General features: G+C 55.7%; 31 protein-coding genes. 30 read left to right on the top strand and 1 reads right to left on the bottom strand.

Annotated elements, in window-relative coordinates; genetic code table 11:
- Window positions 1-3 precede the first annotated feature (3 nt).
- The 28 genes from rplD (at window position 4) to bfr (ending at window position 14,970) form a co-directional block, all read left to right on the top strand.
- A complete protein-coding gene (rplD, locus tag HX790_RS17470) occupies window positions 4-606 on the top strand; it encodes a 50S ribosomal protein L4 (protein ID WP_017135963.1) in 603 nt (200 codons plus the stop codon).
- A complete protein-coding gene (rplW, locus tag HX790_RS17465; RefSeq protein WP_002555488.1) occupies window positions 603-902 on the top strand; it encodes a 50S ribosomal protein L23 in 300 nt (99 codons plus the stop codon). Before rplD ends, rplW begins: the two co-directional genes overlap by 4 nt.
- A gap of 14 nt (window positions 903-916) precedes the next feature.
- Window positions 917-1,741 (top strand): 50S ribosomal protein L2, encoded by an 825-nt coding sequence (rplB, locus tag HX790_RS17460; RefSeq protein ID WP_003176423.1) that lies wholly within the window; start codon window positions 917-919, stop codon window positions 1,739-1,741.
- Between the two features lie 16 nt (window positions 1,742-1,757).
- The gene (rpsS, locus tag HX790_RS17455; RefSeq protein ID WP_002555486.1) at window positions 1,758-2,033 is read left to right on the top strand and encodes a 30S ribosomal protein S19; all 276 of its coding nucleotides are present in this window, start codon (window positions 1,758-1,760) and stop codon (window positions 2,031-2,033) included.
- 11 nt (window positions 2,034-2,044) lie between these two features.
- Complete coding sequence (gene rplV / locus HX790_RS17450) at window positions 2,045-2,377, top strand: 50S ribosomal protein L22 (RefSeq protein WP_003103908.1); 333 nt, start codon at window positions 2,045-2,047, stop codon at window positions 2,375-2,377.
- Window positions 2,378-2,390: 13 nt separating this feature from the next.
- Window positions 2,391-3,077, top strand: a complete 687-nt coding sequence (gene rpsC / locus HX790_RS17445) for a 30S ribosomal protein S3 (protein ID WP_003176422.1) — start codon at window positions 2,391-2,393, stop codon at window positions 3,075-3,077.
- Window positions 3,078-3,089: 12 nt separating this feature from the next.
- Entirely contained in the window at window positions 3,090-3,503 is a 414-nt protein-coding gene (gene rplP, locus HX790_RS17440) for a 50S ribosomal protein L16 (RefSeq protein ID WP_003232424.1), read from the top strand.
- Window positions 3,503-3,694: a 50S ribosomal protein L29 gene (gene rpmC, locus HX790_RS17435; RefSeq protein ID WP_002555481.1), complete on the top strand. Its 192-nt coding sequence runs from the start codon at window positions 3,503-3,505 to the stop codon at window positions 3,692-3,694. The genes rplP and rpmC overlap by 1 nt, the downstream gene beginning before the upstream one ends.
- Window positions 3,695-3,696: 2 nt before the next feature.
- Window positions 3,697-3,963 carry a 30S ribosomal protein S17 gene (rpsQ, locus tag HX790_RS17430; RefSeq protein ID WP_003176419.1) on the top strand — a complete coding sequence of 89 codons (267 nt, stop codon included), beginning with the start codon at window positions 3,697-3,699 and terminating at the stop codon, window positions 3,961-3,963.
- Between the two features lie 23 nt (window positions 3,964-3,986).
- The gene (gene rplN / locus HX790_RS17425; RefSeq protein ID WP_002555479.1) at window positions 3,987-4,355 is read left to right on the top strand and encodes a 50S ribosomal protein L14; all 369 of its coding nucleotides are present in this window, start codon (window positions 3,987-3,989) and stop codon (window positions 4,353-4,355) included.
- A gap of 11 nt (window positions 4,356-4,366) precedes the next feature.
- Complete coding sequence (gene rplX / locus HX790_RS17420; protein ID WP_003176416.1) at window positions 4,367-4,681, top strand: 50S ribosomal protein L24; 315 nt, start codon at window positions 4,367-4,369, stop codon at window positions 4,679-4,681.
- A gap of 20 nt (window positions 4,682-4,701) precedes the next feature.
- On the top strand, window positions 4,702-5,241 hold the full coding sequence (gene rplE, locus HX790_RS17415; RefSeq protein WP_003176415.1) for a 50S ribosomal protein L5: 540 nt from the start codon (window positions 4,702-4,704) through the stop codon (window positions 5,239-5,241).
- 13 nt (window positions 5,242-5,254) lie between these two features.
- Window positions 5,255-5,560 (top strand): 30S ribosomal protein S14, encoded by a 306-nt coding sequence (gene rpsN / locus HX790_RS17410; protein WP_104911011.1) that lies wholly within the window; start codon window positions 5,255-5,257, stop codon window positions 5,558-5,560.
- A 208-nt stretch (window positions 5,561-5,768) separates the two neighbouring features.
- Window positions 5,769-6,161, top strand: coding sequence for a 30S ribosomal protein S8 (gene rpsH, locus HX790_RS17405; RefSeq protein WP_010566853.1), 393 nt, complete (start codon window positions 5,769-5,771; stop codon window positions 6,159-6,161).
- Window positions 6,162-6,173: 12 nt separating this feature from the next.
- Complete coding sequence (gene rplF, locus HX790_RS17400; protein WP_003176412.1) at window positions 6,174-6,707, top strand: 50S ribosomal protein L6; 534 nt, start codon at window positions 6,174-6,176, stop codon at window positions 6,705-6,707.
- Window positions 6,708-6,717: 10 nt separating this feature from the next.
- Window positions 6,718-7,068, top strand: a complete 351-nt coding sequence (rplR, locus tag HX790_RS17395; protein WP_017135964.1) for a 50S ribosomal protein L18 — start codon at window positions 6,718-6,720, stop codon at window positions 7,066-7,068.
- A 3-nt stretch (window positions 7,069-7,071) separates the two neighbouring features.
- A complete protein-coding gene (gene rpsE / locus HX790_RS17390) occupies window positions 7,072-7,572 on the top strand; it encodes a 30S ribosomal protein S5 (protein ID WP_003176409.1) in 501 nt (166 codons plus the stop codon).
- Between the two features lie 2 nt (window positions 7,573-7,574).
- The gene (gene rpmD, locus HX790_RS17385) at window positions 7,575-7,751 is read left to right on the top strand and encodes a 50S ribosomal protein L30 (RefSeq protein WP_003176408.1); all 177 of its coding nucleotides are present in this window, start codon (window positions 7,575-7,577) and stop codon (window positions 7,749-7,751) included.
- Between the two features lie 3 nt (window positions 7,752-7,754).
- Entirely contained in the window at window positions 7,755-8,192 is a 438-nt protein-coding gene (gene rplO, locus HX790_RS17380; protein WP_003176407.1) for a 50S ribosomal protein L15, read from the top strand.
- On the top strand, window positions 8,193-9,521 hold the full coding sequence (gene secY, locus HX790_RS17375; protein WP_017135965.1) for a preprotein translocase subunit SecY: 1,329 nt from the start codon (window positions 8,193-8,195) through the stop codon (window positions 9,519-9,521). It begins immediately after the preceding gene.
- 28 nt (window positions 9,522-9,549) lie between these two features.
- On the top strand, window positions 9,550-9,666 hold the full coding sequence (gene rpmJ / locus HX790_RS17370) for a 50S ribosomal protein L36 (protein ID WP_002555468.1): 117 nt from the start codon (window positions 9,550-9,552) through the stop codon (window positions 9,664-9,666).
- 129 nt (window positions 9,667-9,795) lie between these two features.
- A complete protein-coding gene (rpsM, locus tag HX790_RS17365; protein ID WP_003210063.1) occupies window positions 9,796-10,152 on the top strand; it encodes a 30S ribosomal protein S13 in 357 nt (118 codons plus the stop codon).
- Window positions 10,153-10,182: 30 nt separating this feature from the next.
- Window positions 10,183-10,572: a 30S ribosomal protein S11 gene (gene rpsK / locus HX790_RS17360; RefSeq protein WP_002555466.1), complete on the top strand. Its 390-nt coding sequence runs from the start codon at window positions 10,183-10,185 to the stop codon at window positions 10,570-10,572.
- 18 nt (window positions 10,573-10,590) lie between these two features.
- A complete protein-coding gene (rpsD, locus tag HX790_RS17355; protein ID WP_003210056.1) occupies window positions 10,591-11,211 on the top strand; it encodes a 30S ribosomal protein S4 in 621 nt (206 codons plus the stop codon).
- 22 nt (window positions 11,212-11,233) lie between these two features.
- Window positions 11,234-12,235 carry a DNA-directed RNA polymerase subunit alpha gene (rpoA, locus tag HX790_RS17350; RefSeq protein ID WP_003176403.1) on the top strand — a complete coding sequence of 334 codons (1,002 nt, stop codon included), beginning with the start codon at window positions 11,234-11,236 and terminating at the stop codon, window positions 12,233-12,235.
- A gap of 41 nt (window positions 12,236-12,276) precedes the next feature.
- Window positions 12,277-12,663: a 50S ribosomal protein L17 gene (gene rplQ / locus HX790_RS17345; protein WP_017135967.1), complete on the top strand. Its 387-nt coding sequence runs from the start codon at window positions 12,277-12,279 to the stop codon at window positions 12,661-12,663.
- A 247-nt stretch (window positions 12,664-12,910) separates the two neighbouring features.
- Window positions 12,911-14,350, top strand: coding sequence for a catalase (locus tag HX790_RS17340; protein WP_370589369.1), 1,440 nt, complete (start codon window positions 12,911-12,913; stop codon window positions 14,348-14,350).
- A gap of 155 nt (window positions 14,351-14,505) precedes the next feature.
- Window positions 14,506-14,970 carry a bacterioferritin gene (gene bfr, locus HX790_RS17335; RefSeq protein ID WP_015886133.1) on the top strand — a complete coding sequence of 155 codons (465 nt, stop codon included), beginning with the start codon at window positions 14,506-14,508 and terminating at the stop codon, window positions 14,968-14,970.
- Between the two features lie 65 nt (window positions 14,971-15,035).
- Here the strand turns inward: bfr and uvrA are convergent, their stop codons facing one another.
- Window positions 15,036-17,870 (bottom strand): excinuclease ABC subunit UvrA, encoded by a 2,835-nt coding sequence (uvrA, locus tag HX790_RS17330; protein ID WP_026013597.1) that lies wholly within the window; start codon window positions 17,868-17,870, stop codon window positions 15,036-15,038.
- A gap of 178 nt (window positions 17,871-18,048) precedes the next feature.
- Between uvrA and HX790_RS17325 the strand changes: the two genes are divergently transcribed.
- Both HX790_RS17325 and HX790_RS17320 read left to right on the top strand, forming a co-directional pair.
- Window positions 18,049-19,443, top strand: coding sequence for an MFS transporter (locus HX790_RS17325; RefSeq protein ID WP_138449355.1), 1,395 nt, complete (start codon window positions 18,049-18,051; stop codon window positions 19,441-19,443).
- 9 nt (window positions 19,444-19,452) lie between these two features.
- Window positions 19,453-19,980: a single-stranded DNA-binding protein gene (locus tag HX790_RS17320; RefSeq protein ID WP_017135971.1), complete on the top strand. Its 528-nt coding sequence runs from the start codon at window positions 19,453-19,455 to the stop codon at window positions 19,978-19,980.
- Window positions 19,981-20,111 lie beyond the last annotated feature (131 nt).

The raw sequence follows: 20,111 nt of genomic DNA, 5'->3' as shown, positions 1-20,111 counted from the left end.
GACATGCAATTAAATGTAAATGACGCTCAAGCGATCGAAGTTTCCGAACTGACATTTGGCGGCGAATTCAACGAGACGCTGGTTCACCAAGCAGTCGTGGCCTACATGGCCGGCGGCCGTCAAGGTAGCAAGCAGCAAAAGACCCGTTCCGACGTACGTGGTGGCGGTAAGCGCCCTTGGCGTCAGAAAGGTACTGGCCGTGCTCGTGCCGGTACTATCCGTAGCCCAATCTGGCGTGGCGGCGGTACCACTTTCGCAGCTCGTCCACAGGATCACACTCAGAAGCTCAACAAGAAGATGTATCGCGCAGCACTGCGCTCCATCCTTGCTGAACTCGTGCGTACTGATCGTCTGGTCGTGGTTCAAGACTTCGCTGTTGAAAGTCCAAAAACCAAAGATCTGCTGGGCAAACTGAACAACATGAGCCTGACCGACGTTTTGATCGTGTCGGAAGCTGTTGATCAGAACCTGTACCTGGCTGCTCGCAACCTGCCACACGTTGATGTACGTGACGTGCAAGGTTCCGATCCAGTTAGTCTGATCGCATACGACAAGGTGTTGATCACCGTGTCGGCCGTGAAGAAATTCGAGGAGCTGCTGGGATGAACCAGGAACGCGTATTTAAAGTTCTGCTTGGCCCGCACGTTTCCGAAAAGGCTACGGTTCTGGCTGACAAGAAAGGCCAGTTCGTTTTCAAGGTTGCAACTGACGCAACCAAGCTGGAAATCAAGAAGGCCGTCGAAAGCCTGTTCAGCGTGAAAGTAGAGCGTGTTACTACCCTGAATGTTCTGGGTAAGAGCAAGCGCACTGCTCGCGGTCTGGGCAAGCGTAATGACTGGAAGAAGGCAGTTATCTCCCTTCAGCCAGGCCAAGATCTCGATTTCAGCAGCAGTGCTGAGTAAGGAAGGGGTGCATCATGGCAATCGTTAAATGCAAACCGACTTCCCCTGGCCGCCGTTTTGTGGTCAAGGTGGTCAACCAGGAGCTGCATAAAGGCGCTCCTCACGCACCGCTGCTCGAGAAAAAATCGAAGACTGGTGGTCGTAACAACAATGGTCGTATTACCACTCGTCACATCGGTGGTGGCCATAAGCAGCATTATCGTCTGGTCGATTTCCGTCGCAACGACAAAGATGGCATCTCTGCCACTGTCGAGCGTATCGAATACGATCCAAACCGTACTGCTCACATCGCTCTGCTGCTGTACGCAGATGGCGAGCGTCGCTACATCATCGCCCCTAAAGGCGTGAGTGCTGGTGACCAGCTGATCGCAGGTGCTTTGGCACCGATCAAGCCGGGCAACGCTCTGCAACTGCGTAACATTCCAGTTGGTAGCACCGTACACGGCATCGAATTGAAGCCAGGTAAAGGCGCGCAAATCGCTCGTTCCGCTGGTGCTTCGGCTCAGCTGATCGCTCGTGAAGGTGTCTACGTGACCCTGCGTCTGCGTTCTGGTGAGATGCGTAAAGTGCTGGCTGAATGCCGCGCGACCTTGGGCGAAGTCTCGAACTCCGAGCACAGCCTGCGTTCGCTGGGTAAAGCTGGTGCCAAACGCTGGCGTGGCGTTCGCCCAACCGTTCGTGGTGTTGCCATGAACCCGGTTGACCACCCACACGGTGGTGGTGAAGGTCGTACCTCTGGTGGTCGTCATCCGGTATCGCCATGGGGCTTCCCGACTAAGGGCGCGAAGACTCGTGGTAATAAGCGTACCGACAAAATGATCGTCCGTCGTCGCAAGTAAATAGAGGGATACGACAGTGCCACGTTCTCTGAAAAAAGGTCCTTTTATTGATCTTCACCTACTGAAGAAGATCGAAGTGGCGGCGGAAAAGAACGATCGCAAACCAGTTAAGACCTGGTCGCGTCGTTCGATGATCCTGCCACAAATGGTCGGTCTGACCATCGCAGTACACAACGGTCGCCAACACGTCCCAGTTCTCGTTAACGAAGACATGGTCGGCCACAAACTGGGCGAGTTTGCCGGTACCCGCACTTATCGTGGGCACGTGGCAGACAAGAAAGCCAAGCGTTAAGGGGTTAGGAAATGGAAGTAGCCGCTAAGTTGTCGGGCGCTCGAATCTCCGCCCAGAAAGCCCGCTTGGTCGCCGACCAGATCCGCGGGAAGAAGGTGGGCGAAGCGCTCAACCTGTTGGCTTTCAGCAGTAAGAAAGCCGCCGAGATCATGAAGAAAGTGCTGGAGTCGGCCGTAGCCAACGCCGAGCATAACGAAGGCGCAGACGTTGATGACCTGAAGGTCAGCACCGTTTTCGTCAACGAAGGGCGTTCGCTGAAGCGCATCATGCCACGTGCCAAAGGCCGTGCTGATCGCATCGTCAAGCGGTCTTGCCATATCACTGTCAAGGTTGCTGACAAGTAACGGAGTCGAAGAGATGGGTCAGAAAGTACATCCCATTGGCATTCGCCTGGGAATCGTCAAGGAGCACACCTCCGTCTGGTACGCAGACGGTCGGACTTATGCGGACTATTTGTTCGCTGATCTGAAGGTGCGTGAGTATCTCCAAGACAAACTAAAAAGCGCGTCCGTAAGCCGTATCGATATCCATCGTCCGGCACAAACTGCACGTATCACCATCCACACCGCTCGTCCAGGTATCGTTATCGGGAAGAAAGGTGAAGATGTTGAGAAACTGCGTCAGGACCTGACCAAGCAAATGGGTGTGCCTGTGCACATCAATATCGAAGAGATCCGTAAGCCGGAGCTCGACGGTATGCTGGTTGCGCAGAGCGTAGCTCAGCAGCTGGAGCGTCGTGTAATGTTCCGTCGCGCTATGAAGCGCGCTGTACAGAACGCCATGCGCATTGGTGCCAAAGGCATCAAAATCCAAGTGAGCGGTCGTCTCGGCGGTGCTGAAATCGCACGTACTGAATGGTATCGCGAAGGTCGTGTGCCACTGCACACCCTGCGTGCCGACATCGACTATGCCAACTACGAAGCTCACACCACTTACGGTGTGATCGGTGTAAAGGTTTGGATCTTCAAGGGCGAAGTAATTGGTGGTCGCCAAGAAGAACTGAAACCACAAGCACCAGCGCCTCGTAAAAAAGCTGCTAAGTAAGGGGTACGCCAAATGTTGCAACCTAAGCGTACGAAGTTCCGCAAGCAGATGACAGGCCACAACCGTGGTCTGGCTCAGCGCGGTAGCAAAGTCAGCTTCGGCGAGTTCGCGCTGAAGTCTGTAGCTCGTGGTCGTCTCACCGCTCGTCAGATCGAGTCAGCGCGTCGTGCACTGACCCGTCACGTAAAACGTGGCGGCAAGATCTGGATCCGTGTATTCCCGGACAAGCCGATCTCCAAAAAGCCTCTCGAGGTTCGGATGGGTAAAGGTAAGGGTAACGTGGAATACTGGGTAGCCCAGATTCAGCCAGGCAAAGTCCTGTATGAAATCGAGGGTGTAACTGAAGAGCTGGCGCGTGAGGCTTTTGCCCTGGCGGCTGCAAAGCTGCCGCTCGCCACCGCCTTTGTTAAACGGACGGTGATGTGATGAAAGCGAATGAACTTCGTGAAAAATCCGCACAGCAGCTGAACGAGCAACTGCTCGGCCTGCTGCGCGACCAGTTCAATCTGCGTATGCAGAAAGCAACTGGCCAGTTGGGGCAGTCTCATCTGCTCTCGCAAGTTAAGCGTGACATCGCTCGCGTGAAGACTGTGCTCAACCAGCAGGCAGGTAAGTGATCATGGCTGAAGCCGAAAAGACTGTCCGTACGCTGACTGGCCGTGTTGTCAGCGACAAGATGGACAAAACCATCACCGTACTGATCGAGCGTCGCGTTAAGCACCCGATCTACGGTAAATATGTTAAGCGTTCGACTAAGCTGCACGCGCACGACGAAACCAACCAGTGCCACATCGGCGACAAAGTCACTATTCGTGAAACTCGTCCGCTGGCCAAGACCAAGTCTTGGGCACTGGTTGATGTTCTCGAACGCGCTGTGGAAGTCTAAGGACTAGGGGTCGGAGAAATTATATGATTCAGACTCAATCCATGCTCGATGTGGCCGATAACAGCGGCGCTCGCCGTGTTATGTGCATCAAGGTGCTGGGTGGCTCCCATCGTCGTTACGCTGGTATCGGTGACATCATCAAAGTTACCGTGAAGGAAGCAATTCCTCGCGGTAAAGTGAAAAAAGGCCAAGTGATGACTGCTGTTGTAGTCCGCACTCGTCACGGCGTACGCCGTGCTGATGGCTCCATTATCCGCTTTGATGGCAACGCTGCTGTTCTTCTGAACAACAAGCAAGAGCCGATCGGCACCCGTATCTTTGGGCCAGTGACCCGTGAACTTCGTACTGAGAAGTTCATGAAGATCGTCTCGCTCGCCCCAGAAGTGCTGTAAGGAGATCCGACATGCAAAAGATTCGTCGTGACGACGAGATCATCGTGATCGCCGGCAAAGACAAAGGTAAGCGCGGTAAGGTGCTTAAGGTTCTCGCTAATAACCGTCTGGTTATCGGCGGTCTGAACCTGGTTAAGCGTCATACCAAGCCTAACCCGATGTCGGGCGTACAAGGCGGTATCGTCGAAAAAGAAGCTCCACTGGACGCTTCTAACGTCGCCATTTTCAACGGCGAAACCAACAAGGCTGACCGCGTTGGTTTCAAAGTAGAAGACGGCAAGAAAATTCGTGTCTTCAAGTCGACCCAAAAAGCGGTTGATGCTTGAACACTGCTAGGTAGAAGACCATGGCACGACTAAAAGAGATTTACTGGAAAGAAATCGCACCGAAACTTAAGGAAGAACTTAAGCTTTCGAACGTGATGGAAGTTCCACGCGTTACCAAAATCACCCTGAACATGGGTCTGGGCGAAGCGGTCGGTGACAAAAAAGTCATCGAGCACGCTGTTGCTGACCTGGAAAAGATCACCGGTCAAAAAGTCGTTGTGACTTACGCTCGGAAATCCATCGCTGGCTTTAAAGTCCGTGAAGGTTGGCCGATCGGCGTCAAAGTGACTCTGCGCCGTGAGCGTATGTATGAATTCCTGGATCGTCTGCTGTCGATCTCCCTGCCTCGGGTTCGCGACTTCCGCGGCCTGAATGCCAAGTCCTTCGATGGTCGTGGTAACTACAGCATGGGCGTGAAAGAGCAGATCATCTTCCCGGAAATCGACTACGACAAGATCGATGCTCTTCGCGGTCTGGACATCACCCTGACCACCACTGCCAAGAACGATGATGAAGGTCGCGCCCTGTTGCGTGCTTTCAAATTCCCGTTCCGCAACTGATTGGAGTAGGACCATGGCCAAGATGAGCATGAAAAACCGCGAGCTGAAGCGTCAGCTCACGGTTGCCAAGTACGCCAAGAAGCGTGCAGCACTGAAAGCAATCATCGTTGATCTGAGCGCAAGTCCAGAAGCGCGCTGGGAAGCTACAGTTGCTCTGCAGAAGCAGCCACGTGACGCAAGCGCTTCGCGCATGCGTAACCGCTGCCGCCTGACCGGTCGTCCACACGGCGTTTACCGCAAGTTCGGCCTCGGCCGTAACAAACTGCGTGAAGCGGCAATGCGTGGTGACGTACCAGGTCTGGTTAAAGCCAGCTGGTAAGTACTTTCAACGTCCAGGTGGGCAGAATCGCAAGATACTGACCGCCGGTGACCTTGAATCTGGATCAAGCCCCTTTTGGGGCTTGTTTCATTTCCGGAGTATGTCTAAAATACGCGGCTCGCCTGAGCCCGTGTTTTTTATGGCCGGAGATTCTCGGCGACATATGTAGCCGCAAGGCTAATTTTTTTGTATTAGGAGCGTCTAGCCCATGAGTATGCAGGACCCGTTAGCGGACATGCTAACTCGTATCCGTAATGCCCAGATGGCTGAAAAGTCCGTCGTAAGCATGCCATCTTCCAAGTTGAAGGTAGCTGTTGCCAAAGTCCTGAAAGACGAAGGCTACATTGCGGGTTATCAGATCAGCAGCGAAACCAAGCCACTGCTGTCCATCGAGCTGAAGTACTTCGAAGGCCGTTCGGTCATTGAAGAAGTGAAGCGCGTTAGCCGTCCAGGCCTGCGTCAGTACAAGTCCGCTGAAGATCTGCCGAAAGTTCGTGGCGGTCTGGGCGTGTCTATCGTCTCCACCAACAAAGGTGTGATGACGGATCGTGCTGCGCGCGCTGCCGGTGTCGGCGGCGAAGTTCTTTGCACTGTGTTCTAAGGGGGGATAAGCATGTCTCGCGTCGCTAAGAACCCCGTTAAGCTGCCAGCCGGTGTCGAAGTAAAATTCGCAGGCCAACAGCTTTCGGTGAAGGGTGCCAAGGGCACTCTTGAACTGAACATCCATTCGTCCGTTGAGATCGTTGAAGAAGCTGGTGAGCTGCGTTTCGCTGCTCGCAATGGCGATCAACAAACTCGCGCAATGGCCGGTACCACGCGTGCGTTGGTAAACAACATGGTCCAAGGCGTAAGCCAAGGCTTCGAGCGTAAGCTCCAGCTGGTCGGTGTTGGTTACAAAGCGCAAGCAAAAGGCACGGTTTTGAACCTGGCCCTTGGCTTCTCGCACCCAGTGGATTACGAACTGCCGGAAGGCATCACCGCTGAGACCCCTAGCCAAACCGATATCCTGATCAAGGGTATTGATAAGCAGCTGGTAGGTCAGGTGGCCGCTGAGATCCGCGACTTCCGTCCACCAGAGCCGTACAAAGGCAAAGGTGTGCGCTACGCGGACGAAGTCGTCCGTCGTAAAGAAGCCAAGAAGAAGTAGGGCATAGCAAATGACCGACAAAAAAGTTACTCGACTGCGTCGCGCTCGCAAAGCACGCCTGAAAATGCACGAACTCGAAGTCGTGCGTCTCTGCGTGTACCGCTCGTCGCAGCACATCTACGCCCAGGTCATCTCGGCCGACGGCAACAAAGTCCTGGCCAGCGCCTCGACTTTGGATAAAGAACTGCGTGATGGTGCCACCGGCAACATCGACGCGGCCACAAAGGTTGGCCAGCTGGTCGCTACACGTGCTAAGGCCGTGGGCGTCTCGCAAGTGGCTTTCGACCGCTCTGGCTTCAAGTACCACGGTCGCGTGAAAGCGCTGGCTGATGCTGCTCGTGAAGCTGGGCTGGAGTTCTAAGTTATGTCAAATAACGACCAAAAGCGCGACGAAGGCTACATTGAGAAGCTGGTTCAAGTTAACCGCGTAGCCAAAACCGTTAAAGGCGGCCGTATCTTCACTTTCACCGCGTTGACCGTGGTAGGTGATGGTAAAGGGCGTGTTGGCTTCGGCCGTGGCAAGTCACGTGAAGTGCCTGCCGCGATCCAGAAGGCAATGGAAGCTGCTCGTCGCAACATGATCCAAGTTGATCTGAACGGCACCACGCTGCAGTACGCAATGAAGTCCGCTCACGGCGCTTCGAAGGTGTACATGCAGCCTGCTTCTGAAGGTACCGGTATCATCGCTGGCGGCGCTATGCGTGCTGTCCTCGAGGTTGCTGGCGTTCAGAACGTTCTGGCCAAGTGCTACGGCTCGACTAACCCGGTAAACGTGGTTCACGCCACTTTCAAGGGTTTGAAAGCTATGCAATCTCCTGAGTCCATCGCTGCCAAGCGTGGTCTGACTGTCAAGGAGATCTTCTGATCATGGCTACCGTTAAAGTAACGCTGATCAAAAGCATGACCGGCCGCATCCCTAACCACAAACTGTGTGTTAAAGGTTTGGGTCTGCGTCGCATCGGTCACACTGTAGAAGTCCAGGATACTCCCGAGAATCGCGGGATGATCAACAAGGCTTACTACATGCTGCGTGTAGAGGGTTAATCGATGAAACTCAATGATCTGAGTCCAGCGCCGGGTTCCCGTCGCGAAAAGCATCGTCCGGGCCGTGGTATCGGTAGCGGTTTGGGTAAGACTGGTGGCCGTGGCCACAAAGGTCAAACCTCCCGCTCCGGTGGCACCATTGCTCCTGGCTTTGAAGGCGGTCAACAGCCGCTGCATCGTCGCCTGCCTAAGTTCGGTTTCGTATCCCTGAAAGCCATGGATCGCGCAGAAGTGCGTCTGTCCGAGCTGGCTAAAGTGGAAGGCGACATCGTTACTGTGCAGACCCTGAAAGATGCCAACGTGATCAACGTCAACGTACAACGTGTGAAAATCATGTTGTCCGGTGAAGTGACTCGCGCTGTCACTATCGGCAAGGGAATCGGCGCCACCAAAGGTGCGCGTTCGGCTATCGAAGCAGCTGGCGGCAAGTTCGAGGAATAAATGGCTAAGCAAGGTGCTCTCTCAGCGCTCGGCAAAGGCGGTATGTCTGAACTTTGGGCTCGTCTGCGTTTTCTGTTCCTGGCGATTATCGTCTACCGAATAGGCGCACACATCCCGGTTCCAGGTATCAACCCGGACCGACTCGCAGACCTGTTTCGACAGAATGAGGGGACCATTCTTAGCTTGTTCAACATGTTTTCCGGCGGCGCGCTGGAACGGATGAGCATCTTTGCATTGGGGATCATGCCGTACATTTCGGCATCGATCATCATGCAGTTGATGACCGCCGTGAGCCCGCAGCTGGAGCAGTTGAAGAAGGAAGGTGAAGCTGGCCGTCGCAAGATTAGCCAGTACACCCGCTACGGCACTGTCGTTCTCGCCCTGGTTCAAGCTATCGGCATGTCCGTTGGCCTGGCGGGGCAGGGCGTTGCGTTCACTGGTGACTTTGGCTTCTATTTCGTCGCGGTATCCACGTTTGTGGCTGGCGCGATGTTCATGATGTGGCTGGGTGAGCAGATTACTGAGCGTGGTGTTGGCAACGGTATCTCGATGTTGATTTTCGCAGGTATCGTCGCCGGTCTTCCGAGAGCAATCGGGCAGTCTTTCGAGTCTGCACGTCAGGGTGATATCAATATCTTCGCCCTGGTTGCCATCGGTGTGCTGGCAGTAGCGATTATCGGTTTTGTGGTGTTCATTGAGCGTGGCCAGCGTCGTATTGCTGTTCACTACGCCAAGCGTCAGCAGGGCCGTAAGGTCTTTGCTGCGCAGACCAGCCACTTGCCGCTGAAAGTGAATATGGCCGGTGTTATTCCGGCAATTTTCGCGAGCAGCATTTTGCTGTTTCCGGCTTCGTTGGGTACCTGGTTTGGTCAGTCTGAAAATATGGGCTGGCTGCAGGACCTCTCTCAGTCGATCGCTCCTGGTCAGCCGTTGAATATTCTGCTGTTTAGTGCAGGGATTATTTTCTTCTGCTTCTTCTATACGGCGTTGATGTTCAATCCGAAAGACGTAGCGGAAAACCTGAAGAAGTCCGGTGCCTTTATTCCGGGTATCCGTCCAGGTGAGCAGTCGGCACGCTACATTGATGGCGTTCTGACTCGTTTGACCCTGTTCGGTGCTCTATATATGACGGCCGTGTGCTTGCTTCCCCAGTTCCTGGTGGTTGCAGCAAACGTTCCGTTCTACCTTGGCGGGACCTCGTTGCTGATCGTGGTCGTGGTTGTGATGGACTTCATGTCCCAAGTACAATCGCACCTCGTTTCGCACCAGTACGAATCCCTGATGAAGAAAGCCAACCTGAAGGGCTACGGCAGCGGCATGTTGCGCTGAGTACCCCATAAGGTTCGAGGAGTTGGTGATGAAAGTTCGTGCATCGGTGAAAAAGCTGTGCCGTAACTGCAAGATTATTCGCCGCGAAGGTGTTGTTCGAGTAATTTGCAGCGCGGAACCGCGTCACAAACAGCGCCAAGGCTGAGTGTGATCCGCTTGAAGCCCGGCAGCTAGTGCGCTGCCGGGTTGATTATTTGTTATTACAGCGATATTATCTCGCGCCCTATTTCTTGGCTTCCGGGGCGTAGGTAGCTGTCAATTGGAGTCCCACTGAATGGCCCGTATTGCAGGCGTTAACATTCCAGATAACAAGCACACTGTTATCTCGCTGACCTACATCTATGGTGTTGGTCGCACTACTGCGCAGAAAATTTGCGCAGACACTGGGGTAAACCCAGCCGCAAAGATCAAAGATCTGAGCGACGAGCAGATTGAGCTGTTGCGTGGCGAAGTGGCGAAGTTCACCACTGAAGGTGACCTGCGTCGCGAAATCAACATGAAAATCAAGCGTTTGATGGACCTCGGTTGCTACCGTGGTCTGCGTCATCGTCGTGGTCTTCCAGTACGCGGTCAGCGTACCAAGACTAACGCGCGTACCCGTAAAGGTCCGCGTAAGCCGATCCGCAAGTAATCGCCCACGCGAATCGACAGGAAAATTATCATGGCAAAACCTGCTGCTCGTCCTCGTAAAAAAGTTAAAAAGACAGTGGTTGATGGCATCGCCCACATCCATGCATCTTTTAACAACACCATCGTGACCATCACCGACCGTCAAGGTAACGCGCTGTCTTGGGCTACCTCTGGTGGTTCGGGTTTCCGCGGTTCCCGCAAGTCCACCCCGTTTGCTGCTCAAGTAGCTGCTGAACGTGCTGGTCAAGCTGCGCTGGAATACGGCCTGAAAAACCTCGACGTTAACGTCAAAGGTCCAGGTCCAGGTCGTGAGTCTGCTGTCCGTGCTTTGAACGGCTGTGGCTATAAGATCGCCAGCATCACCGACGTGACGCCAATCCCGCACAACGGGTGCCGTCCGCCGAAGAAGCGCCGCGTGTAATCCAGGAGATTGTAAAGAATGGCTCGTTACATTGGTCCAAAATGCAAACTCGCTCGTCGCGAAGGCACCGATCTCTTCTTGAAGAGCGGCGTGCGCGCGATCGAATCGAAGTGCAACATTGAAGCAGCACCTGGTATCCACGGCCAACGCCGCGGTCGCCAGTCCGATTACGGCACCCAACTGCGTGAAAAGCAGAAGGTCCGTCGTATTTACGGCGTTCTCGAGCGTCAGTTCAGCGGCTACTACAAAGAAGCTGCTGGCAAGAAAGGTGCAACCGGTGAAAACCTGCTGCAACTGCTCGAATGCCGTCTGGACAACGTTGTATACCGTATGGGCTTTGGTTCGACTCGTGCCGAATCCCGTCAGCTGGTATCGCACAAATCCGTCAGCGTAAACGGCCAAACCGTTAACGTTCCGTCCTACCAGGTTCGTGCTGGTGACGTGGTCGCGATTCGCGAGAAAGCAAAAAACCAACTTCGCATTGTCCAAGCTCTCGATCTGTGTGCCCAACGTGGCCGCGTAGAATGGGTAGAAGTAGACACTGAGAAGAAGTCGGGCGTTTTCAAGAACGTTCCTGCTCGCAGTGATCTGTCCGCCGACATCAACGAAAGCCTGATTGTCGAGCTCTACTCCAAGTAAGGGCTAGAAAATAGGTGCATCCATGCAGATTTCGGTAAATGAGTTCCTGACACCCCGCCACATTGATGTGCAGGTTGTCAGTCCAACCCGCGCCAAGATCACTCTCGAGCCTCTCGAGCGTGGTTTTGGCCACACCCTGGGCAACGCGCTGCGCCGCATCCTGTTGTCCTCAATGCCCGGCTGTGCAGTAGTCGAGGCCGAGATTGACGGTGTGCTCCACGAGTACAGCGCCATCGAAGGTGTACAGGAAGACGTAATTGAAATCCTGTTGAACCTTAAAGGTCTGGCTATCAAGCTGCACGGCCGTGACGAAGTTACGCTGACCTTGTCGAAGAAGGGTTCGGGGGTGGTTACCGCTGCCGATATTCAGCTGGATCATGATGTCGAGATCGTTAATCCCGATCACGTAATCGCTAACCTGGCGTCTAACGGCGCCCTGAACATGAAGCTCACTGTAGCTCGTGGTCGTGGTTATGAACCGGCCGACTCGCGTCAGAGCGATGAAGACGAAAGCCGCAGCATTGGTCGCTTGCAGCTTGACTCTTCGTTCAGCCCGGTTCGCCGTATCGCATACGTGGTGGAAAACGCCCGTGTCGAGCAGCGTACTAACCTGGACAAGCTGGTTATTGATCTGGAAACCAACGGTACTCTGGATCCTGAAGAGGCTATCCGCCGCGCTGCAACCATTCTGCAACAGCAGTTGGCTGCGTTCGTCGACCTCAAAGGTGACAGCGAACCAGTGGTAATCGAGCAGGAAGACGAGATCGATCCGATCCTGCTTCGCCCGGTTGACGATCTGGAACTGACTGTACGTTCGGCTAACTGCCTTAAGGCGGAAAACATTTACTACATCGGCGACCTGATTCAGCGTACCGAAGTAGAACTGTTGAAGACTCCGAACCTGGGCAAGAAATCCTTGACTGAAATCAAGGACGTTCTGGCCTCCCGCGGTCTGTCCCTCGGCATGCGCCTCGACAACTGGCCGCCTGCAAGTCTTAAGAAGGACGACAAGGCGACTGCCTGATCGTCGTAATCACCGAACGTGAGTTTGGTAAGGAATGAACCATGCGTCATCGTAAAAGTGGTCGTCACCTGAGCCGTACCAGCTCGCACCGCAAGGCCATGTTTCAAAACATGGCGGTGTCGCTGTTCGAGCACGAGCTGATCAAAACTACCCTGCCGAAAGCTAAAGAACTGCGTCGCGTTGCTGAGCCGCTGATCACTTTGGCCAAGACAGACAGCCTGGCTAACCGCCGTTTGGTTTTCGACCGTACTCGTTCGAAAGCTATTGTTGGTAAGCTCTTCAACGACCTGGGCAAGCGTTACGCTACCCGTGAGGGTGGCTACCTGCGCATCCTTAAGTGCGGCTTCCGCACTGGCGACAACGCGCCTATGGCGTATGTCGAGTTGGTTGATCGTGCTACTGCCGGCGAAGCTGTAAGCGCCGAGTAAGACGACACGCTGCAACGAAGAACCGGGCCTAGTGCCCGGTTTTTTGTGGGCGATAGGAAAGTCGTCTATATTCCTCAAGTCGCTGCCGGTTCCCTTATTAATCCAAACTCTATTCGCCCTGACGGGTTATTAGTTATTTTCTATCAAAGTCCATGATTTAATGCATTTGATGGTGTCATCTTGATGGTCAATACTCCCTCCAGCCGATTAGCCGGCAGTTCTAAGCCTGACCTGAGGAAGATTGAGCATGAGTACAATTCTGACCACCGCCAGCGGCGCTCCCGTCGCAGATAACCAGAACTCCCGCACTGCCGGCTCGCGTGGGCCACTGCTCCTCGATGATTTTCATCTCATCGAGAAGCTTGCGCACTTCAACCGTGAGAACATTCCTGAGCGTCGTGTGCACGCCAAAGGCTCAGGTGCACACGGTACGTTTACCGTCACTCGGGATATTACCCAATACACCCGCGCCAAGCTGTTTGAGTCCGTAGGCAAGCAGACTCCAACGTTTCTGCGTTTTTCCACGGTGGGTGGTGAGCGTGGCTCGGCAGATACTGCGCGTGACCCGCGCGGCTTTGCCTTGAAGTTTTACACCGAGGAAGGTAACTGGGACATCGTTGGTAACAACACCCCGGTGTTCTTCATTCGCGACCCGCTCAAGTTTCCAGATTTTATCCACACCCAGAAACGGTTGCCGCAAACCAACCTCAAAAGTGCACAGATGGTCTGGGACTTCTGGTCATTGTCCCCAGAGGCGCTGCACCAGATCACCATTCTGTTCTCGGATCGTGGCACTCCAGACGGCTATCGTCACATGCACGGCTTCGGGAGCCATACCTACAGCCTTATCAACGCTAAAGGCGAGCGCCATTGGGTCAAGTGGCACTATAAAACCAAGCAAGGGATCAAAAACCTGACACCCGAGGAGGCGACACGTATCGCCGGTACCGATCCTGATTACGCGCAGCGTGACCTGTTTGATGCGATTGAGCGCGGTGACTTTCCGAAGTGGAGCGTCAACATCCAGATTATGACCGAGGCTCAGGCCGCTGCTCACTATGAAAACCCGTTCGACGTGACTAAGACCTGGTCGCAGCAGGAGTTTCCGTTGATCGAGGTGGGTGAGCTGGAGCTGAACCGTAATCCAGTGAATTACTTTGCTGAAGTCGAGCAGGCATGCTTCGGCCCAAGCAATATGGTTCCGGGTGTTGGTCTGTCGCCAGACCGTATGCTTCAAGGCCGTGTTTTCGCTTATGCGGACGCCCACCGCTATCGCGTTGGCACCAACCATCAGCAGTTGCCGATCAACTCCCCATTGAGTCCGGTCAATAACAACCAGCGCGATGGTTCCATGTCCTTTGGTTACGGTGGTGCGTCTCCTAACTATGAGCCCAACAGCGTGGCGGATACACCAAAGCAGGCGCCACAGTACGCTGAGCCGCCTCTGGCGCTGAACGGTGCTGCTGACCGTTATGATCAACGTGAAGACACGGACTACTACAGCCATGCCGGTGCGTTGTTCCGCCTGCAAGACGACGCTCAGAAAGCGCTGCTGATTAACAACATCGCCGGCGCGATGGCTGGCGTCAGCAGTGATGTGGTTCAGCGCCAGCTTCAGCACTTTTTCAAGGCTGACCCAGCTTACGGCCAGGGCATTGCAGCTGCATTGGGCGTAACGCTTAGCTGACTCTAAACGAGAAGCAGAACCGCCCTCATTCGGGCGGTTTTTGCGTTATTTTCGCTGCTTTTCTCTGAATATCTTCGCTTTTCTGCCGTTTGTCCCGTGACCTTCGAGTCAGCATGGTTCAAACTACAGACTTTCAAGCAGGGAGATGTAGGGCGATGCAAGGTCACCCCGACGTAATCGATTACCTCAACACGTTGCTGACGGGCGAACTGGCAGCTCGTGACCAATATTTCATCCATTCGCGTATGTACGAAGACTGGGGCTTTACCGAGCTCTACGAGCGTATCAACCACGAAATGGAAGAAGAGGCACAGCACGCCGACGCGCTGATGCGCCGTATCCTGATGCTCGAAGGCACGCCGCGCATGCGTCCCGACGACCTGGACGTGGGCACCACGGTACCTGACATGCTCGCTGCCGACCTTCGTCTCGAGTACAAGGTGCGTGCCGCGCTCTGCAAGGGCATCGAGCTCTGTGAACAGCACAACGACTATGTCACTCGCGAAATTCTGCGCGTGCAGTTGAATGACACCGAAGAAGATCACACCTACTGGCTTGAAAAGCAGTTGGGGCTGATCAAGTTGGTCGGTCTGGAGAATTACCTGCAATCGCAGTTCTGATTTGCGGCTGCAAAAAAGCCCCTGTCACCGCAAAGTGACAGGGGCTTTTTCATGAGCCCGATAAATCAGGCTCTGTCGCGTGCCAGCAGTGGCTTCAAGTAGTAACCAGTATGCGACTGTGGCATCTCGGAGACCTGCTCCGGCGTGCCCACCGCAATGATCTGGCCACCCTTGGAACCGCCTTCCGGTCCGAGGTCCACCAGCCAGTCGGCCGTTTTGATCACATCCAGGTTGTGTTCGATGACTACCACCGTGTTGCCGTGGTCGCGCAAGCGGTGCAAAACGTCGAGCAATTGCTGAATGTCCGCGAAGTGCAGGCCCGTGGTTGGCTCATCGAGGATATACAGGGTCTTGCCCGTGTCGCGTTTGGACAGCTCACGAGACAACTTCACCCGTTGCGCCTCGCCACCCGACAGCGTGGTCGCTGACTGCCCCAGCTTGATGTACGACAGGCCCACATCCATCAACGTCTGCAGCTTGCGCGCCAATGCTGGAACTGCGTCGAAGAACACCCGCGCTTCCTCGATGGTCATCTCGAGGGTTTCGTGGATGCTCTTGCCCTTGTACTTGATCTCCAGGGTTTCGCGGTTGTAGCGCTTGCTCTTGCACACATCGCACGGCACGTAGATGTCCGGCAGGAAGTGCATTTCCACTTTGATCAGGCCATCGCCCTGGCAAGCTTCGCAGCGGCCACCCTTGACGTTGAACGAGAACCGGCCAGGCCCATAGCCCCGTGAGCGCGACTCTGGCACGCCGGCAAACAGTTCGCGTATCGGCGTGAACAACCCGGTATAGGTCGCAGGGTTCGAGCGGGGTGTGCGGCCAATCGGGCTTTGGTCGATATCGACCACCTTGTCCAAGTGCTCCAGGCCCTTGATGCTGTCGTGTGCAGCCGCTTCCAGGGTAGTCGCACCGTTCAGGGCGGTGGCGCTCAGTGGGAACAGCGTGTTGTTGATCAGCGTCGATTTGCCCGAGCCGGAAACACCGGTCACGCAGGTCAGCAAGCCCAGCGGAATCTCCAGGTCGACATTGCGCAGGTTATTTCCGCGCGCGCCCTTGAGGTGCAGCGCCATTTTTTTGTTACGCGGCGTGCGCTTGGCTGGCACTTCGATTTTCACGCGACCGGACAGGTACTTGCCGGTCAACGAGTCCGGGTGAGCCATCACTTCGGCAGGCGTGCCCTCGGCGACAATATGCCCGCCATGCACACCCGCACCAGGACCAATGTCGACCACATAATCGGCCAGGCGAATCGCGTCTTCGTCGTGCTCAACCACGATCACCGTGTTGCCGATATCGCGCAGGTGTTTCAGCGTACCCAACAGGCGATCATTGTCACGTTGGTGCAGGCCGATCGACGGCTCGTCGAGGATGTACAGAACGCCCACCAGACCGGCACCAATCTGGCTGGCCAGGCGAATCCGCTGGGCCTCACCACCGGACAAGGTATCCGCGCTGCGATCCAGCGACAGGTAGTCCAGGCCGACGTTGACCAGGAACTGCAAGCGCTCGCGAATTTCCTTGAGAATCTTGTCGGCAATTTCCCCACGGCGGCCGGTCAGCTTGAGTACACCGAAGTATTCACAGGCATCGCCGATCGGCAGGTTGGTTACTGCCGGCAACGTCTTCTCGCCTACCCATACGTGCCGCGCCTCACGACGCAGGCGCGTGCCACGGCAATCCGGGCAGGGCTGGGTGCTGAGGAATTTCGCCAGCTCTTCGCGTACGCTCGCCGATTCGGTCTCGCGGTAGCGCCGCTCCAGGTTGGGCACGATGCCCTCGAACGGGTGTGAGCGTTTGACGATATCGCCGCGGTCGTTCAGGTATTTGAAATCGACATTCTGCGAGCCGCTACCGTGCAGGATGACTTTCTGCTGCTCGGCTGGCAGTTGGTTGAACGGCACTTCCAGGCTGAATTTATAGTGCGACGCCAGCGACCCCAGCATCTGGAAGTAATAGACGTTGCGCCTGTCCCAGCCGCGTATGGCACCTTCCGCCAAGGTCAGGTCACCGTTGACCAGGCGCTTGATGTCGAAGAACTGCTTCACCCCCAGGCCATCGCACGTCGGGCAGGCCCCGGCCGGGTTGTTGAAGGAAAACAGCTTGGGTTCCAGCTCGCTGATCGCATGGCCGCAGATCGGGCAGGCAAAACGTGCGGAGAAGATGATCTCTTCGCCCGGTTCGTCATCCATCGGTGCGACCAGGGCAATACCATCGGCCAGCTTCAGCGCGGTCTCGAACGATTCCGCCAAACGCTGCTGCAAGTCGGCGCGTACCTTGAAGCGGTCGACGACCACATCAATCGAATGCTTCTTCTGCTTGTCGAGCTTCGGCGCTTCGTCCAGCTCATACAGCTTGCCGTTGATGCGCGCCCGCACAAAGCCCTGGGCACGCAGCTCTTCGAACACCGACAGGTGCTCACCCTTGCGCTCGCGAATCACCGGCGCCAGCAGCATCAGCTTGGCGCCTTCCGGCTGGGCCAGCACCAGGTCGACCATCTGGCTGACGGTCTGGGCTTCCAGCGGAATGTCGTGGTCCGGGCAACGTGGAATACCTACGCGCGCATACAGCAGGCGCAGGTAGTCGTAGATTTCAGTGATGGTGCCCACGGTGGAACGCGGGTTATGGGAGGTCGACTTCTGTTCGATGGAAATCGCCGGCGACAGGCCTTCAATGGTGTCGACGTCGGGTTTTTCCATCATTGACAGGAACTGTCGCGCATAGGCCGACAGCGATTCCACATAGCGGCGCTGGCCCTCGGCATACAGCGTGTCAAACGCCAGTGACGATTTGCCCGAGCCGGACAAGCCGGTGATGACGATCAGTTTGTCCCGGGGCAGGGTCAGGTCGATGTTCTTCAGGTTGTGGGTTCTAGCCCCACGAATCAGGATCTTGTCCAAGATGGCCTCGCACGGCGGGCGTAAATAATGCAGGAGTATACGGCTAAAGACTGGATGAATATACACTGCCAAAGTGCCGGGTGCAGCCTTACATGAAAGCTGCGCGGCAAAGCGCCGCATATACCCTCTCAATCGATGGGACTGGTAGAATCGCCGCCGGTTCACACGAGGTTTTTCCATGCACGATCCCCACAGCGAACGCATGAGTAGCGGCGAGACCCGAGCAGCAAGCGGTCTGGCCCTGGTGTTCGCGTTCCGTATGCTAGGCATGTTTATGGTGTTGCCGGTGCTGGCGACCTATGGAATGGATCTCGCAGGAGCGACCCCCGCACTGATCGGCCTGGCGATTGGCGCCTATGGCCTGACCCAGGCGCTTTTTCAGATCCCGTTCGGGATCATTTCCGACCGTATCGGCCGTCGTCCCATCATCTACCTGGGGCTGATCGTGTTCGCCCTCGGCAGCGTGCTCGCGGCCCAGTCCGATTCTATTTGGGGGGTGATTGCCGGGCGCGTCCTACAGGGCGCCGGGGCGATTTCCGCAGCGGTGATGGCGCTGCTCTCGGACTTGACCCGCGAACAACACCGCACCAAGGCCATGGCCATGATCGGCATGACCATCGGCCTTTCATTCGCCGTTGCGATGGTCGTCGGCCCCTTGCTGACCCGTGCCTTCGGTTTGCACGGGCTGTTCCTCGCCACCGGCGGCATGGCGTTGTTCGGCATCGTGATCGTGGCCTTCATGGTGCCGCGCTCCACCGGCACCTTGCAGCACCGTGAGTCCGGCGTCGCACGCAAGGCATTGTTGCCGACGCTCAAGCACCCGGACCTGCTGCGCCTGGATTTAGGTATCTTCGTGTTGCACGCAATGCTGATGTGCAGCTTCGTTGCTTTGCCCTTGGCCCTGGTCGAAAAAGCCGGTTTGCCCAAGGAACAGCACTGGTGGGTGTACCTCACCGCACTGCTGATTTCGTTCTTCGCCATGATCCCGTTCATCATCTATGGCGAGAAGAAACGCAAAATGAAACGAGTTTTGCTCGGCGCCGTCGCGACGCTGATGCTCACTGAGCTATTCTTCTGGAAGTTCGGCGACAGCCTGCGGGCACTGGTAATCGGCACGGTGGTGTTCTTCACCGCGTTCAACCTGCTGGAGGCTTCGCTGCCTTCGCTGATCAGCAAAGTTTCACCGGCCGGTGGCAAGGGCACGGCGATGGGGGTGTATTCCACCAGCCAGTTCCTCGGCTCCGCGCTTGGCGGCATCATGGGCGGCTGGATGTTCCAGCATGGCGGTTTGTCGGTTGTGTTCCTCGGATGCGCCGGGCTGGCTGCACTTTGGTTGGCCTTTGCTGTTACCATGCGCGAACCTCCCTATGTGACGAGCCTGCGTTTGCCGTTATCGCCAGAAGCGATCCGCGAAGCCGGTCTGGTTGAGCGCCTCAAGGCCGTTACCGGGGTTACAGATGCCGTGGTTATTGCAGAAGAAGCCGCCATCTACATCAAATTAGACACCGAATTATTGGATCGCGCGACGCTCGAGCAACTGGTCAACCCAGTGCCGACAGCGCGCCCAGCCTAGGAGAACGTTATGGCCCGTGGGGTTAACAAAGTCATATTGGTCGGTACATGCGGCCAGGATCCCGAAGTTCGCTACTTGCCTAACGGTAACGCCGTGACCAACTTGAGTCTGGCGACCAGCGAACAGTGGACCGACAAGCAGACTGGCCAGAAGGTCGAGAAAACCGAATGGCACCGTGTGTCGATGTTCGGCAAGGTGGCAGAAATCGCCGGTGAATACCTGCGCAAAGGTTCGCAGGTCTACATCGAAGGCAAACTGCAAACCCGCGAGTGGGAAAAAGACGGCATCAAGCGTTACACCACCGAAATCGTGGTGGACATGCAAGGCACCATGCAACTGCTGGGCGGCCGTCCACAGCAGGGCGACCAACAGGGCGGGGGCAATAACTACCAGCAGTCCGCTCCGACCCCACGCCAGCAGGCTCCGCGCCCGCAGCAGTCGGCTCCGCAACAGTCGCGCCAGGCACCGCCTCCACAGCAGGCCGCGCCACAGCCGGCTCCGGATTTCGACAGCTTTGATGACGATATCCCGTTCTAGCCCGGATAAAACCTAGTTATGTAAAGCATTTTGTATAACTAGCTGTTTCTACTAAGATTTAAAATAGGAAGCCCTTAGGTTTGTAAAGAAACCTGAGGGCTTTCTTTTTGTGACTGTAAAGCACGGCTTTG

It is taken from the genome of Pseudomonas sp. IPO3747, assembly GCF_013385245.1.
GTDB lineage: Bacteria > Pseudomonadota > Gammaproteobacteria > Pseudomonadales > Pseudomonadaceae > Aquipseudomonas > Aquipseudomonas edaphica.
This window is presented reverse-complemented; position numbering and strand designations above follow the sequence as displayed.

What these genes read in the sequence shown, in the direction of transcription:
- HX790_RS17320 (WP_017135971.1), top strand. Translation starts at nt 19,453, where the DNA reads ATGGCCCGTGGGGTTAACAAAGTCATATTGGTCGGTACATGCGGCCAG.
- rplN (WP_002555479.1), top strand. Translation starts at nt 3,987, where the DNA reads ATGATTCAGACTCAATCCATGCTCGATGTGGCCGATAACAGCGGCGCT.
- rplE (WP_003176415.1), top strand. Translation starts at nt 4,702, where the DNA reads ATGGCACGACTAAAAGAGATTTACTGGAAAGAAATCGCACCGAAACTT.
- rpmC (WP_002555481.1), top strand. Translation starts at nt 3,503, where the DNA reads ATGAAAGCGAATGAACTTCGTGAAAAATCCGCACAGCAGCTGAACGAG.
- HX790_RS17325 (WP_138449355.1), top strand. Translation starts at nt 18,049, where the DNA reads ATGCACGATCCCCACAGCGAACGCATGAGTAGCGGCGAGACCCGAGCA.
- rpsN (WP_104911011.1), top strand. Translation starts at nt 5,255, where the DNA reads ATGGCCAAGATGAGCATGAAAAACCGCGAGCTGAAGCGTCAGCTCACG.
- rpsD (WP_003210056.1), top strand. Translation starts at nt 10,591, where the DNA reads ATGGCTCGTTACATTGGTCCAAAATGCAAACTCGCTCGTCGCGAAGGC.
- rpsC (WP_003176422.1), top strand. Translation starts at nt 2,391, where the DNA reads ATGGGTCAGAAAGTACATCCCATTGGCATTCGCCTGGGAATCGTCAAG.
- rplF (WP_003176412.1), top strand. Translation starts at nt 6,174, where the DNA reads ATGTCTCGCGTCGCTAAGAACCCCGTTAAGCTGCCAGCCGGTGTCGAA.
- rplO (WP_003176407.1), top strand. Translation starts at nt 7,755, where the DNA reads ATGAAACTCAATGATCTGAGTCCAGCGCCGGGTTCCCGTCGCGAAAAG.
- rpsK (WP_002555466.1), top strand. Translation starts at nt 10,183, where the DNA reads ATGGCAAAACCTGCTGCTCGTCCTCGTAAAAAAGTTAAAAAGACAGTG.
- rpmD (WP_003176408.1), top strand. Translation starts at nt 7,575, where the DNA reads ATGGCTACCGTTAAAGTAACGCTGATCAAAAGCATGACCGGCCGCATC.
- rplR (WP_017135964.1), top strand. Translation starts at nt 6,718, where the DNA reads ATGACCGACAAAAAAGTTACTCGACTGCGTCGCGCTCGCAAAGCACGC.
- bfr (WP_015886133.1), top strand. Translation starts at nt 14,506, where the DNA reads ATGCAAGGTCACCCCGACGTAATCGATTACCTCAACACGTTGCTGACG.
- rpsM (WP_003210063.1), top strand. Translation starts at nt 9,796, where the DNA reads ATGGCCCGTATTGCAGGCGTTAACATTCCAGATAACAAGCACACTGTT.
- rplV (WP_003103908.1), top strand. Translation starts at nt 2,045, where the DNA reads ATGGAAGTAGCCGCTAAGTTGTCGGGCGCTCGAATCTCCGCCCAGAAA.
- rplD (WP_017135963.1), top strand. Translation starts at nt 4, where the DNA reads ATGCAATTAAATGTAAATGACGCTCAAGCGATCGAAGTTTCCGAACTG.
- HX790_RS17340 (WP_370589369.1), top strand. Translation starts at nt 12,911, where the DNA reads ATGAGTACAATTCTGACCACCGCCAGCGGCGCTCCCGTCGCAGATAAC.
- rpoA (WP_003176403.1), top strand. Translation starts at nt 11,234, where the DNA reads ATGCAGATTTCGGTAAATGAGTTCCTGACACCCCGCCACATTGATGTG.
- rpsH (WP_010566853.1), top strand. Translation starts at nt 5,769, where the DNA reads ATGAGTATGCAGGACCCGTTAGCGGACATGCTAACTCGTATCCGTAAT.
- rplB (WP_003176423.1), top strand. Translation starts at nt 917, where the DNA reads ATGGCAATCGTTAAATGCAAACCGACTTCCCCTGGCCGCCGTTTTGTG.
- rplP (WP_003232424.1), top strand. Translation starts at nt 3,090, where the DNA reads ATGTTGCAACCTAAGCGTACGAAGTTCCGCAAGCAGATGACAGGCCAC.
- secY (WP_017135965.1), top strand. Translation starts at nt 8,193, where the DNA reads ATGGCTAAGCAAGGTGCTCTCTCAGCGCTCGGCAAAGGCGGTATGTCT.
- rpsQ (WP_003176419.1), top strand. Translation starts at nt 3,697, where the DNA reads ATGGCTGAAGCCGAAAAGACTGTCCGTACGCTGACTGGCCGTGTTGTC.
- rplX (WP_003176416.1), top strand. Translation starts at nt 4,367, where the DNA reads ATGCAAAAGATTCGTCGTGACGACGAGATCATCGTGATCGCCGGCAAA.
- rpmJ (WP_002555468.1), top strand. Translation starts at nt 9,550, where the DNA reads ATGAAAGTTCGTGCATCGGTGAAAAAGCTGTGCCGTAACTGCAAGATT.
- rplW (WP_002555488.1), top strand. Translation starts at nt 603, where the DNA reads ATGAACCAGGAACGCGTATTTAAAGTTCTGCTTGGCCCGCACGTTTCC.
- rplQ (WP_017135967.1), top strand. Translation starts at nt 12,277, where the DNA reads ATGCGTCATCGTAAAAGTGGTCGTCACCTGAGCCGTACCAGCTCGCAC.
- rpsE (WP_003176409.1), top strand. Translation starts at nt 7,072, where the DNA reads ATGTCAAATAACGACCAAAAGCGCGACGAAGGCTACATTGAGAAGCTG.